13 protein-coding genes and 7 pseudogenes are annotated in these 12,530 nt (G+C 37.6%); 15 read left to right on the forward strand and 5 right to left on the reverse strand.

Annotated elements, in window-relative coordinates:
* Positions 1-130: pseudogene (locus FTT73_RS14895) on the reverse strand (IS5/IS1182 family transposase); the annotation flags it as partial.
* A gap of 176 nt (positions 131-306) precedes the next feature.
* Here FTT73_RS14895 and FTT73_RS14900 point away from each other — a divergent pair.
* Positions 307-501 (forward strand): hypothetical protein, encoded by a 195-nt coding sequence (locus tag FTT73_RS14900; protein WP_159139019.1) that lies wholly within the window; start codon positions 307-309, stop codon positions 499-501.
* A 287-nt stretch (positions 502-788) separates the two neighbouring features.
* On the opposite strand, the gene FTT73_RS14905 is transcribed toward FTT73_RS14900, so the two are convergent.
* Positions 789-965 carry a hypothetical protein gene (locus FTT73_RS14905; RefSeq protein ID WP_159139020.1) on the reverse strand — a complete coding sequence of 59 codons (177 nt, stop codon included), beginning with the start codon at positions 963-965 and terminating at the stop codon, positions 789-791.
* A gap of 83 nt (positions 966-1,048) precedes the next feature.
* On the opposite strand from FTT73_RS14905, the pseudogene FTT73_RS14910 reads away from it, so the two are divergent.
* From FTT73_RS14910 to FTT73_RS14920, 3 genes and pseudogenes are all read left to right on the forward strand, one after another.
* Positions 1,049-1,273 (forward strand): annotated as a pseudogene (locus FTT73_RS14910) (ISNCY family transposase); the annotation flags it as partial.
* Between the two features lie 56 nt (positions 1,274-1,329).
* Positions 1,330-1,527 (forward strand): annotated as a pseudogene (locus tag FTT73_RS14915) (HNH endonuclease signature motif containing protein); the annotation flags it as partial.
* Between the two features lie 618 nt (positions 1,528-2,145).
* Positions 2,146-3,378: an ATP-binding protein gene (locus tag FTT73_RS14920; protein WP_159139014.1), complete on the forward strand. Its 1,233-nt coding sequence runs from the start codon at positions 2,146-2,148 to the stop codon at positions 3,376-3,378.
* A 17-nt stretch (positions 3,379-3,395) separates the two neighbouring features.
* On the opposite strand, the gene FTT73_RS14925 is transcribed toward FTT73_RS14920, so the two are convergent.
* The 3 genes from FTT73_RS14925 to FTT73_RS14935 all read right to left on the reverse strand — a co-directional run bounded on the left by FTT73_RS14925 (position 3,396) and on the right by FTT73_RS14935 (position 5,290).
* Positions 3,396-4,550, reverse strand: coding sequence for a diguanylate cyclase (locus FTT73_RS14925; RefSeq protein WP_218945125.1), 1,155 nt, complete (start codon positions 4,548-4,550; stop codon positions 3,396-3,398).
* Between the two features lie 88 nt (positions 4,551-4,638).
* Entirely contained in the window at positions 4,639-4,968 is a 330-nt protein-coding gene (locus FTT73_RS14930; RefSeq protein ID WP_159138991.1) for a DUF4236 domain-containing protein, read from the reverse strand.
* Between the two features lie 49 nt (positions 4,969-5,017).
* On the reverse strand, positions 5,018-5,290 hold the full coding sequence (locus FTT73_RS14935; protein WP_159138990.1) for a transposase: 273 nt from the start codon (positions 5,288-5,290) through the stop codon (positions 5,018-5,020).
* 23 nt (positions 5,291-5,313) lie between these two features.
* On the opposite strand from FTT73_RS14935, the pseudogene FTT73_RS14940 reads away from it, so the two are divergent.
* The 11 genes and pseudogenes from FTT73_RS14940 to FTT73_RS14990 form a co-directional block, all read left to right on the forward strand.
* A pseudogene (locus FTT73_RS14940) lies at positions 5,314-6,495 on the forward strand (BREX system Lon protease-like protein BrxL); the annotation flags it as partial.
* 151 nt (positions 6,496-6,646) lie between these two features.
* Positions 6,647-6,919: a hypothetical protein gene (locus FTT73_RS14945; protein WP_005093629.1), complete on the forward strand. Its 273-nt coding sequence runs from the start codon at positions 6,647-6,649 to the stop codon at positions 6,917-6,919.
* 885 nt (positions 6,920-7,804) lie between these two features.
* Positions 7,805-8,020, forward strand: a complete 216-nt coding sequence (locus FTT73_RS14950; protein ID WP_005093626.1) for a cold-shock protein — start codon at positions 7,805-7,807, stop codon at positions 8,018-8,020.
* A gap of 97 nt (positions 8,021-8,117) precedes the next feature.
* Positions 8,118-8,351 carry a hypothetical protein gene (locus FTT73_RS14955; RefSeq protein ID WP_005093624.1) on the forward strand — a complete coding sequence of 78 codons (234 nt, stop codon included), beginning with the start codon at positions 8,118-8,120 and terminating at the stop codon, positions 8,349-8,351.
* 62 nt (positions 8,352-8,413) lie between these two features.
* Positions 8,414-8,611 carry a hypothetical protein gene (locus FTT73_RS14960; RefSeq protein ID WP_074382686.1) on the forward strand — a complete coding sequence of 66 codons (198 nt, stop codon included), beginning with the start codon at positions 8,414-8,416 and terminating at the stop codon, positions 8,609-8,611.
* A 188-nt stretch (positions 8,612-8,799) separates the two neighbouring features.
* Positions 8,800-8,995, forward strand: a pseudogene (locus FTT73_RS14965) (hypothetical protein); the annotation flags it as partial.
* Positions 8,996-9,201: 206 nt separating this feature from the next.
* A pseudogene (locus FTT73_RS14970) lies at positions 9,202-9,461 on the forward strand (IS1 family transposase); the annotation flags it as partial.
* A 447-nt stretch (positions 9,462-9,908) separates the two neighbouring features.
* Complete coding sequence (locus FTT73_RS14975) at positions 9,909-11,267, forward strand: NAD(P)-binding domain-containing protein (protein WP_074382685.1); 1,359 nt, start codon at positions 9,909-9,911, stop codon at positions 11,265-11,267.
* Between the two features lie 75 nt (positions 11,268-11,342).
* Positions 11,343-11,744 carry a transposase gene (locus FTT73_RS16430; protein WP_074382684.1) on the forward strand — a complete coding sequence of 134 codons (402 nt, stop codon included), beginning with the start codon at positions 11,343-11,345 and terminating at the stop codon, positions 11,742-11,744.
* On the forward strand, positions 11,741-12,076 hold the full coding sequence (tnpB, locus tag FTT73_RS14985; protein ID WP_157799610.1) for an IS66 family insertion sequence element accessory protein TnpB: 336 nt from the start codon (positions 11,741-11,743) through the stop codon (positions 12,074-12,076). Before FTT73_RS16430 ends, tnpB begins: the two co-directional genes overlap by 4 nt.
* A 74-nt stretch (positions 12,077-12,150) precedes the next feature.
* Positions 12,151-12,429 (forward strand): annotated as a pseudogene (locus FTT73_RS14990) (IS66 family transposase); the annotation flags it as partial.
* Between the last annotated feature and the right edge of the window lie 101 nt (positions 12,430-12,530).

Here is a 12,530-nt window from a genome sequence, read left to right on the forward strand (position 1 = left end):
AGCCTGTTCTTATTCTATAAAGTATTGCTTCGACAAAATTTCTCAAATTAGATTTGAAATAGATATCAAAATTTCGGAAAATAGAAAGTAACTTAGACCAGTGTTGATCATTCAGCATTGTACGAGGCATAGCGAGAAGTAAATTTGGTTTGGCGATTAAATTTTACTGTCTCGCTATTTTTTTGAACAGAAAATGTCAACAGACCCTAATAAAAAACAATAAATTAAATAGTTGCTTAGTTTTCATAATGTATATATAGTGTATATACATTTTATTGTTTTAGTGCCTTTGGGAATAAATATCTTATGACTGATCAACCCAAAAAAATAAAGGCCAACAAAAAAGATGGGCAACTCTTAATTCGCATTAACAGCACTCAACGTGATGAGTTCATTCAATTGTGTGAAGCTATGGACACCAGTGCCGCTAGAGAATTAAGAAAATTTATCAGTAGTTTTATGAAAAAAAATCAGTCAGCGGATATTCATACCAAGGAGTGACATCATGTCGAAGCAAGTTAAAATCTTGAAACAGAAGATCAAAGCACGTCTTGAAAAGATTTCAAAACACAAAAACAAGTTAAATAAGCTCAAAAAGCAGCTTAAAAAACAGAAGTAATAGTGAGAATTAGTCTCACTAGAAAGTAAAAAAAAAGCTGAATTTCCTATTAGGAAATTCAGCTTTTTTCATTATTTACTGTCGGGACTATACCAGCTCAGAAATAATATCTGCCAATACTTCGTCTGCTTGCGAAGTACTTTTCACAGAAGAAATTTCCTTTTTAATTTTAGTGAGAGATTTCCCCCGTTTCTTTAAAAGAAAAAACGGTTTTATTTCCTGTGAGGATTAGAGGGGTAAGATTAGAGACTTCGCCTATTTTTAAGAATAGCTCTGCCACTCTGACTTGATGAGCATAAATAGATCGTAACTTTTGGGTAATTTCTAAAGCAGTCCGTTTATTCATAAATATATCCATTAATTTTATTAGATTTTTTGAACATTTTAATTCTTATAAACCCAATCTTAACAGAACCAGTATCGATGAGTAAATGCCTATACAGCATCTTCAATAAATTGGCTGGGCTACAGCAGAATGAAGTCGTTGATAATAAAAGATTAGGTTCAGTTCTGGCGCATATCCAGCAACAGCATGAAGAGTTGGAGAAACAGAATAAACGCTCCCGGGCCAAGAAAAGTATGCCAAGCCGTAAAGCTCAGAAAGCCGATATTGAACAAAGAAAGTTAAATCCTGTGCTTGACTCTTGTAGTTAAAAACAGGACATTTTAAATGGTTTATCGCATAGACATTTTAATTGGTGAATAACAGTAATCATAACTTTTGCCCCATTTGTGATGGATTAATCTATCTCGATTCTACTGAATCGGATCATCGGATTGCCAAAGCCGTAGGTGGGCAAGGTGTTCTAGAGAATGGTCTGCTGGTTCATCCCATCTGTAATAGAATGAAATCAGATCTGAGTCTGGAAGAGATTAGAGCGGATTTGTTTGGTGAATTACTGTATTAATCAACAGAGCGATGAGCTCATTTTTGCAGATGTATCAATGATTAATCACATGATTTAACTTTTGATACATTCAGCCAATGTGGTTATTTTTAATTCAGTCCAGAATCACAACCAGAAACTAGCAGTAGTTTCTGAATGACCGTCAAGGTCCTTAGTTTTGCCCATAGATTCCCTCTGTGGGCTTTTTTTTGATCAAAAATTGTATAGATGCTCTAAAATAAACCTTTTAGCATTTCATAAGCAATTAGGATTAAGGCTGAGACCATCAGCACAACAAAAATGAGTTCCACTCTAGTTAACATATTAATTCCTTTTACTTTTCACTTAATTTATATAGCAGTTAAGTCGCAGCAGCAATGACATAACATGACATAGAAAATAATCAAAAAGACAGAATTTGGATTATCTCATCGATGAAAACCTATCAAATTTCGTCTAAAGAGTAGACCTGGTATCTTGGAGCTTGTCGTGATTAGCGTCTCTAAACTGCTATAACAGCAGTTTAGAATTTTAAATATTTCACATGAACTGGAAACCTTCTTTGTAATTAAATATATTTTCACTTGGTATCTAAATTTTGATAGAATTAATTAAAACTTTAGAGTTTAAGTGGAAACAGTGAGAAAAACTAATATTCGACGTGATAGCTACTTAAAATTTCTGAATACATGGCAAAACCGTGATGTCATTAAAGTGCTTTCGGGTGTACGTCGCTCTGGAAAATCCACCTTGCTGGCGATGTTTCAACAAGACCTAAAAGCACAGGGGGTACAAGCCGAAAACATCATTGTCATCAACTTTGAATTTATGGAATTTGAAGAACTCACCGATTACCGTAAACTACATGATTATGTATTGTCAAAAGTTGATGAAAGCAAGAAAAACTATGTTTTTTTAGATGAAATACAACATGTTACCAATTTTGAAAAAGTAGTCGACTCTTTATATGTTCGGGATTATATCGATTTATATATTACAGGTTCAAATGCATTCTTTCTGAGTGGAGAACTTGCGACTTTACTCACAGGACGCTATATCGAGCAACATGTTTTACCCTTGTCATTCCAAGAGTTTAAACAGTGGCATATTGAAAATAATCCGATCATCCAACAATTATCCAATCGTGATTTGTATGCCATGTACACGCGAAGTAGTTTCCCCTATACGCTTGCCATGACCAGCCAGCAGGAAACCTATGATTACTTGCAAGCAGTCTATGCCAGTGTAATGTTTAAAGATGTTATTCCCCGTTTAAATACTGCCGATATTAACTCTCTCGAGCGTGTCGCAAGATATTTGGCAAGCGTGACAGGCTCACCCATTTCCATCAATAAAATTAAAAATACCTTTGTTTCAAGCGGGGTTAAAATCTCATTTGAAACAGTGAAGCGCTATATTCGGGGCTTACAGGACAGTTTGCTATTTTATAGCGCCGCACAGTTTAAAGTACGTGGGCGTGAGTTATTACAATCCTCTGAAAAATACTATTTAGTTGATGTTGGATTGCGCCGCATTATGTTGCCTGATGCTAATGCTGATCAAGGTCATATCTTAGAAAATGTGATTTATCTTGAGCTTGTCAGACGAGGTTATACGGTCTATGTAGGGCGGATTGATGAATATGAAATTGATTTTGTTGCTGTCGATACTTTACAGAATTTAACTTATTATCAGGTGGCATTAGAAACCCTCAATGAGGAGACACTAAGCCGAGAGTTACGTCCATTACAGAAAATTTCTGATTCATATCCCAAGTATTTACTTACCTTAGACACGATCGGGACTGAAGCCAATTATAATGGTATTGTAAAAATGAACGCTCTTGATTGGTTGCTGTCTGAAAATAAGTAAAGTGGAGTCTACTTAGGTTAGTTAAAACACACTCTGTTTCGGCCATTATTTTTAGCTTGGTATAAACGTTGATCTGCGGTTTCTAAAGCACTCATTAACTGGGACTCTGCATCTATTTTGGCGGCCCCAAAACTTGCAGTCACTCGAATCTGATGAACAAAAAGGTGCCCTTCAATCTTTTTACGTAAGCGTTCCAGCAAAACAAAAGAAGATTCTTGATCTGCACTTTGCAATAATACAATAAATTCTTCTCCGCCAAATCTGCCGGCAATATCACCTTGCCGAATGTTGGATTTTAATAGATTTGCAATTTCCAATAGGATGTTGTCCCCGACCACATGCCCCCAGGTATCATTGATCTCCTTAAAACTATCAAGGTCACACATCACCAGATAGACTTCACCGTGCTGCAATTCATTAAACAAATCTTTGGTTTTTTCTAAAAAACCATTGCGGTTATACAGCTTGGTTAAAGAATCTCTCAACCTTTCTTCGTTAATGATATCAAACCGTTCTTTTACCGCTACCGCTGAAACTATAATTGCAAACCACAGGCTGAGGAACAGATTGACAGCAATCATGGTCATCCACCATGTTGTTGTTGCCAAGGCGACGTTTTGCACATTTTGAAAATATATAATGACAATTGAGGTTCTAAGCACCCCATAAGCAAATAAGAGAAAATAACTCGCACATAAAAGCATTTCTAAGGCGTAGGTTTTTTTAAATAAAACATAGATTTTTGGAAGTGCTAAAGCTTCCAAGCATAAAATCATAATATTAATGGTGACGATGCGGGGCCACAACTGTTCATCGACATGGGTAAAATATAACAGTGACCCCATACCCACTACAATCAAAGTGCTTGCTACAAATATATTTGATTTTGAATTGGCTTTTAACAGCATGCCATGGGCAACGGCCCAAGCACCACCTAAATAAAAAAGTGCCAGCCATGGCGCGGTCAGCCTCAGTTGAGCATTACTCATCAGTGTCTGTGCGGCTAATCCTATGGATGGAAAAATGCAAGCCAAGCCCATCCAGAATAAATATTTAGGCGCTTGAAAGCCTAGATGCGTAGCAATAAAAACAGCACCTATCAGACTTAAACAAATCGGATAAGCTAATAAAAAATATTGGATATCTGGTAGATGTACGTCTTGTATGACCATCCAAAGCTGTGTGATTTTTATTCTAAATTGTTTAGAAAGAATTAGCTAATCATTCTTATTTTTAACTTAAGCTACGAAATACTGTCCGCTAAAAAATCATTGCACCGACAATAAAACACAACACCCCAAAAGCGATCCAAAGCCAGACAGTTGATCTGGATGTCTCCATACTTAGGCGATGCAATCGTGGTGGTTGCTGAGATGTATTCTGTGGGGTATTCGGGCTATTTGTATAGGGGTGATGTTTGGAATAAGAGAGTCCTGTTCCTGGAATGCCCACGCTGGTTCGAGTGCCTTTTTTACCAATATTTAGAGAAGCACCGGGTTTGCCAATGCTCGCACTGCTGATGCCCTTATGCGTCAGATTAATTTTTAATCCGGGTAGCAGTTTAATACTCTTGTGAAATCTAAAGCCCATATTCCCCCCATTTGCAAAACCAGTTCGCTGTGTATTTTAGTTGATATAGCTAAATACTAAATAAATCACCACAGTGATCTTTAAATAATTTATCACTATCTGCAACTCTAAATTTATTTCGAACAGATTTCACTCTAGACCACATTTTTTCGATTGGATTTAAATCAGGACTATATTGGGGTAACCAAACTAAATAATGACCTACTTTTTTCAGGAGTTCTTGTAATTTTTGACCTTTATGAAAAGAAGCATTATCCATAATTAAAACACTTTTTTTCTTTAATTTTGGTAATAAATCGTGTTCAATCCACCCTTCAAACACTTAGGTCGTAATCGTGCATTCAAAAGGACAAAGATGGCGTACAGATCATGAAAGACTACATGGCCTCAGGATCTTTTGCCCGTAGCCGGGAACAGATGGAAGCCTCAGCTTCGATGGTTTTTGTGGGGAATATCAACCAAAGCGTTGAATCTCTGGGCAAAACCAGCCATCTGTTGGCACCTTTCCCTGAAGCCATGATCGATTCAGCATTCTTCGATCGTTTTCATGCTTATATCCCCGGCTGGGAAATTCCGAAGATGCGCCCGGAGTTTTTCACCAACCGTTATGGATTGATCGTTGATTATCTGGCTGAATTCTTCCGGGAAATGCGCAAGCGTAGCTTTGCAGATTCCATTGAGAAGTACTTCAAACTCGGTAACAACCTGAATCAGCGTGATGTGATCGCCGTTCGCAAGACGGTTTCCGGATTGATGAAGCTACTCTACCCACACGGTCAGTTTAATAAAGAAGATGTACGCCAGTGTCTGGAATATGCGTTGCAGGTGCGCCGTCGTATCAAAGAGCCGCTGAAGAAAATTGGTGGCATGGAATTCTATGATGTTCATTTCAGCTATATCGATAATGATACCTTAGAAGAACATTTTGTATCGGTAAAAGAGCAGGGTGGTGGTGGACTGATTCCCGAAGGTCCAGCCAAGCCAGGTTTCTTATATACCATCGGGCTCAGTAATAAAGGCATGCCGAGGTTATACCGCTTAGAACTTCAAGTCACCAAAGGTTCAGGAAAGCTGGCGACATCAGGCTTATGGAATTCAAGTAGTGCCAAGGAGCAGGACAAAATTGCATTTGACTACTTCAAGGCCAATGCATCCCGGATCTCGGGTGGCAGTAAGGTGCTGGAACATGACTTCCACTTACATGTGGTGGAATTACAGAATACCGGCCCGCTCAGCCATCTTGCTCTGCCAAGTTTAGTGGCTTTTGCTTCTGGCCTGTTAGGACGATCGGTACAAAGTCAGATGGTGGTACTGGGTGATATGAGCTTGGGTGGTTCTGTGACACCGGTGGAAAGTATTGCTGAGTGTCTTCAGGTGGCTTTTGATGCGGGTGCCAAGAAGGTTGCTTTGCCAATGAGTAGTGCGGCAGATATCCCAATGATTCCTGTGGAACTGTTTATCAACTTCCAGACCAACTTCTATGCGGATCCTGTGGATGCGGTATTTAAAGCTTTGGGTGTGGATTGAAGGTAGTCGTATTTTAAGATGATGAAATGGCTCTTTATAAATATTTAACAATATCAATAGATTGATGAATAAAATAACTGAGCCATTTTTTTAAATAGGGTGAAATTTTGCTGCCTGGAAAAGCGATGGTATTTGATAGAGATGAGAGCAAGTGAATAAAGTTGTTAAAAAACAAATCGCTTTTTTGATTGTCCTGGTTTGTGGTGTCGGCTTCTATAATTATAAGACGACACAACCACGGCAACAGCCTGATGAATCAATACAGCGAGCTCAACAAAGAGAAGCGGAGTTTATGCAAAGAAGGGCTGAATATATTGCGAAACATGGTGAACCCAGTGCTGTTGCGCAGAAAATGGATGAGGCATTTGCTCACAAGAATGGTACCCAGCTCATTGAACCACCCTCTACAATCCTTAAGGACTGAATAAATTGACGATTCAATTGCTCGATCAAGCAGGGCAGCCAGACATTGGCTCATTTTAGGCGCTTGGAGCGAGGAATCCATCAATCTGCTGTAATTCAAACCGTCCGCTTCGACACTCACAAAAGTGCGTATTCTAAAAGCGGAAATTTTTACTTTGGAGCAACCGGACATTTCTATTTGGGGCTGACACCCGAATTTTGTATATGAGGGTTTATGTTAAATAAACGATATTTATTATTTCTTCAAAAGTAAAAAACTACCTAACAGGCTAATGCTGATCAGTTAAGAATTTCAGAACTAAAATTATGTTCAATAACACATAAAATTAGATCAATTAAAATTCAAAAATAAGGAAATTTAGATTTATTTTTAATCTAAATTTCCTTAACTGACTGGCATTAACCTAACAGGCGGTTTTTTATCACATACTGCTAATTATCAGTATTTAAAGCTATAAAATTTGGCGGTTTATCTATGACTTGCATATGGGAAAAAATCATCATTCCCGAAATTAAAAACATCAATATTGTTATTACAGAACTATATAATCGCATTCATTATTTATCAATCTAACTCAACTCTACATATTACCTTATATTGTTACATTTACAATAAAAATATGATTTTACTGAATTTTTTAATTAATTTAATCTTATTTTATTAGTTTAATAAATATATATATAAGAAAACTTGATTTTTACTATTTTTAGTGTATAGTTAAGTTAACTAGAAAAAAGTCTTGTTCCGGTAAATCTTCTTTAAGTATCGCAGTTTTAGTCATAATCCTTCGTTTTTTCAGATTTTAAGTCGCTTCTTTATTATTTCAAAGTTATTAATCAGTCAATAAAATGACTAAAAAATTATTAAAAATTAGTAGGATATATTATGTCAAACTCAAATGTTGTTAAAGGTACTGTTAAGTGGTTTAACGAAACTAAAGGTTTTGGTTTCATTCAACAAGAATCAGGTCCAGACGTTTTTGCTCATTTCAGCGAAATCGCGAATTCAGGTTTCAAGACCTTATTTGAAGGCCAGCAAGTTGAATTCAGTGTAGCTCAAGGTCAAAAAGGACCGAATGCTGTAAATATTGTTGCTATCTAAGTAATAATAAGCAGTAATAAAAAGCACTCATTAGTGCTTTTTTTATACTTTAAAATGTTTTCAAAATTGAAAAAATTTCTAAAAAATAGGATATAAGTTGTTAAAAATAAATGATTTAATTGCAAAATCTAAAAATGGTACTGAAATTATTGTTTCATTAATTCCTCTACATAAAATGCAAAATACACGTCAAGGTTTAAAACAAATTGAAGTCGGTAAAAGAGTTCTACTGGAATCTGGAATCGAGGTTGATTTAAATTTGGATGGTCGTACATTTTACACTTCTCTAAATCAGCTATTTAAATTAAATGATAAAGTTGTGTATCAATAAAAATAATAAACATCAATGGTTTATGTGGACTTTCCACTGCAATTTTTTTTAAGGGGATATATATGTTTAAACAGACTCTCAGCATCAAAGACCAGTTTGGCGTTAAATACGCTATTCAAGCTACTGTGGATCATGATTTTGCCACCACCCAATCTCATTCGAATATAAAACATATCACCGTCGATGGTGAAGATATTCGACCTAGTTTTGAAATGCTTTTTCAAAGTACTTTAAGTGGAAAAATATTCAAAATCATCTAGAAATATAATTTCTATAAAATCCATAGTCTGGATCAAATATCAGAACCTGCTCGCTATTATGCGGGTTTTTTTATAGCTCATATTTATATTTGTAAGCCTCTGCTTATGCGAAACGAGAGTTCACAGCTCTCGTTTTTTTTGTTCTAAAACTGCTAAAATTCTTATACGCCATTGACGTACTTAAACCTATTTTATTTATTGAAAACAGTATTTTTACCAAGCAAATCAAAGAGCTTGTGAGTGATGAAAGGTATCGTCAGCTCCAGCAAGATCTCTTGGTATAGCCTGATCAGGGCGATTGAATCAAAAAATGGTGGTGGAATTCGTAAAGCACCTTGTGCTCAAGGCAATAATGGTAAAAGTGGCGGTATCCGGGTGATCTATAAAGCGTACAAAATAGCCTAAATTTTATCCACAGCAATTGGGGATAGTTTTCGCCCTGGAAGAGCTGATAACTTTGGGGAAATTCCAAAATTGAGCATTTTTTAATCTATTGGGACTTGCGCACTATTATTTATAGATTCTCTGTGGCAGCAGATGATTTTTATCGACGCAGATTCAAATCCCAAGTGCGACACATTTGTAGTTAGTTGAAAAAGTTAGGTGAACCGTACCGGGTTTGTCGGAGGCGAATTTCGAGTAATTTATGGGACAGTTTTGTCACTGCTTTTAAAATTATAAGCAATCGATTGGTAAGTTCTTTACTGTAGGTATTGAAGGTAATAATTGCAGAATCAGGCATCGGCTCAGGCGTGGATTTAGGAGAAGCTGTAATTTTTCGAAAAAGTTAGAAAACCACTTTAAGGCTTTCGATTTAACCTTCTTCCACATCAATAATGGCTGCATTTAATCCCAGCATACTTTTTGAAACACCACCACTTCAATTCAAACAAATTTTAAGAAAAAATCTAAAAAAATTCTCTTTAGAATCTATAGGAAAAACCTAATAAGAATCAAGAACATATACCAAATGATAAAATTTTAAATATTAATGGAATGACTTTAAATTCACTTTTATAACTAAGCAAAGCCACAATTAATCAGAAATTATGATAAGATCAGCTTTCTTAAAAAATGTATTTTTTATAAAGATGAATTGCTTAGGTAATTTTTACTGTCTTTAGCACATTTTATTATTTTTTCTTTTTTTTAATTCACATCCTATTTTGAACAGATTTTTAATCGCTCAATTTAGGATTGTATTTGCTTATCTTTATAATGCTTATATTTCAAATCCTAAATTGTGACACTCAAAATTGGAGAGGTAATTAAGAACTCAAAACTAATGGAGATAGCAATGGATCGAATTGCAATTATTGGTGCTGGCCCAAGTGGCATGGCCCAATTAAGAGCGTTTCAGTCAGCAAAGGCCAAAGGTCTACAAGTTCCTGAAATTGTATGTTTCGAAAAACAAAATGATTGGGGCGGGCTATGGAACTATACTTGGCGCACTGGTATAGATGAACATGGGGAACCTGTCCACGGCAGTATGTACCGCTATTTATGGTCAAATGGCCCCAAAGAAGCGCTAGAATTTGCCGATTATACTTTTGATGAACATTTCAAAAAACCAATCGCTTCATATCCACCACGTGCAGTACTGTGGGATTACATCAAAGGCCGTGCAGAAAAAGCACAGGTCAAAGATTTAGTTCGTTTCAATAGTGCCGTTCAGCATATTGCCTATGATGAAACAACGCAAAAATTCACGGTAGATGTCGAAGATTATGCACAACAACAGCATTATTCAGAACAATTTGATTATGTTGTCGTTGCATCTGGACACTTCTCTACCCCACGCGTTCCTGTTTATGAAGGCTTTGATCAATTCCATGGTCGCATTTTACACGCACACGACTTCCGTGATGCGCTGGAATTTAAAGGCAAGTCTGTGTTATTGGTTGGCAGCAGCTACTCTGCCGAAGACATTGGTTCGCAATGTTATAAATACGGTGCTAAGCAAATTTACAGTTGCTATCGTAGTAAAGCCATGGGCTTTAAATGGCCTAAAAACTGGTCTGAAAAGCCACAATTACTGCGTGTAGATGAAAATACTGCTTATTTTAGTGATGGAACATCTGCCAAAATTGATGCCATTATTTTATGCACAGGCTATTTGCACCACTTCCCATTTATTGAAGATAACCTACGCCTCAGAACACATAACTGCCTTTATCCGCAGGGTTTATATCAGGGTGTGGTGTGGGAAAAGAATCCTCGCTTGTTCTACTTGGGCATGCAAGATCAATGGTACACCTTCAATATGTTCGATGCGCAAGCATGGTTTGTCCGTGATGTGATTTTGGGCAAAATTGCTTTACCAAGCACGGCAGAAATGCAGAGCCATACGCAGACCTTACATCAAAAAGAGCAGCGCCTATTGAACGATGAACAATCTGCCCGCTTCCAAGGTGACTACATCAAACGCCTGATTGCGCAGACGGACTATCCATCATTCAATATTGATGCAGTGCATGATATTTTCATGCAATGGAAAAAGCATAAAAAAGAAAACATTATGGGCTTTAGAGATAAAGTCTATCGCTCAGTAATGACTGGAAAAATGGCTAAGCCACATCACACGCCATGGTTATATGCGCTAGATGATTCTTTAGAAAACTATTTGGAAGATGAAGCACAACGTGAAGCGATGTAAGGCTTAATCACAAAAAGCCACACAATACGCAGCAAAATAGCCAACAAGCCCCATAAGTTATGGTCATGGGGTTTGTTGTTTGGACTGCCACCACTCTCCGAGACAAATAAGGCCGTACAGCCTTTACGACGTAACAACCCTGATGAACATGAACCTCTCGAAGCAAAGAAAGAAATCCTTTGCCTTAAAGCACCGAACGTTTCAATTGCTTCGGTCGCTTTGCAACATGGATTGAATACAAATCTTGTATCCAAATGGATTCGCTTAATTGATGGTAAGCCAGGGAATGATCGCTCACCACTACCGAATAAACCTGCATTTATTGCCTTATCTTGCTCTGCACCATTAGATCCTACTCCTACTGACATGTTAACGGTTCAAATTACTTTACCCCACTCAAAAGCAGAAATTGGCTTGAAATGGCAAGTATCAGAAATATCTGCTTTAGCAGAATTACTCAAGGCACTTGCAACATGATCCATATCGATGAAATCTGGCTCTCTACCCAGCCGATGGACATGCGTGCGGGTATGGATACTGCCATGGCTCAGGTGCTGAGAGCCTTTGGCTCGATCAAACTGCATTGCGCCTACCTGTTCTGTAATAAGCGTGGCCATCGCATGAAAGTGCTGGTGCATGATGGATTGGGCATCTGGCTGTGTGCCCGGCGGCTGGAACAGGGTAAATTTCACTGGGCTCAGATTCACCAGGGTGAAACCGTAGCCCTCAGCCCAGAGCAGTTGCAGGCACTGATCCAGGGTTTACCCTGGCAGAGAATTGGACGACAGCAGGTGGTGACGATGCTCTAAACCAGGCTCGTACATTCTGCTATTCTCCAAACGTTCTATTTCATTCTCTTCATGACCTCAGGCATACTGCGGTCATGAAAACGCTGCCTGATTTAAACCAACTGACCCATGAGCAACTGCTGGAATTTACCCGGCAATTGGCGATGCAGCATCAGTCTTTGGCACAATCAAATCAGCAATTAGATGCCAAAGTTCAACATCTGGAAGTCACCAATCAACAATTAGATGGCAAAGTTCAACATCTGGAAGCATGCAACCAACATCTCTCTATTCTCACTCAAAAATACGAGCATGAACTGGCTCTGTTTAAAAAGCATAAATTCGGCAGGGCTTTGTTGCACAAAGATTTGAAATGCAAAGCGCCCCTAATTGAGCCAAATTTAAGGCGTAACTTGGGTAAGTGGTCGACCTAATTCCGTAAATCTGTTGAGGACTGCTACACGTGCATGAATTT

This window comes from Acinetobacter sp. YH01006, from assembly GCF_013420445.1.
In the GTDB taxonomy this organism is placed as follows: domain Bacteria; phylum Pseudomonadota; class Gammaproteobacteria; order Pseudomonadales; family Moraxellaceae; genus Acinetobacter; species Acinetobacter pseudolwoffii.

Bases quoted from the DNA above. Each gene is read 5' to 3' on its own strand.
- FTT73_RS14900 (WP_159139019.1), top strand. From the start codon at position 307: ATGACTGATCAACCCAAAAAAATAAAGGCCAACAAAAAAGATGGGCAA.
- FTT73_RS14960 (WP_074382686.1), top strand. From the start codon at position 8,414: ATGTTTAAACAGACTCTCAGCATCAAAGACCAGTTTGGCGTTAAATAC.
- FTT73_RS14950 (WP_005093626.1), top strand. From the start codon at position 7,805: ATGTCAAACTCAAATGTTGTTAAAGGTACTGTTAAGTGGTTTAACGAA.
- tnpB (WP_157799610.1), top strand. From the start codon at position 11,741: ATGATCCATATCGATGAAATCTGGCTCTCTACCCAGCCGATGGACATG.
- FTT73_RS14905 (WP_159139020.1), bottom strand. From the start codon at position 965: ATGAATAAACGGACTGCTTTAGAAATTACCCAAAAGTTACGATCTATT.
- FTT73_RS14975 (WP_074382685.1), top strand. From the start codon at position 9,909: ATGGATCGAATTGCAATTATTGGTGCTGGCCCAAGTGGCATGGCCCAA.
- FTT73_RS14930 (WP_159138991.1), bottom strand. From the start codon at position 4,968: ATGGGCTTTAGATTTCACAAGAGTATTAAACTGCTACCCGGATTAAAA.
- FTT73_RS14925 (WP_218945125.1), bottom strand. From the start codon at position 4,550: ATGGTCATACAAGACGTACATCTACCAGATATCCAATATTTTTTATTA.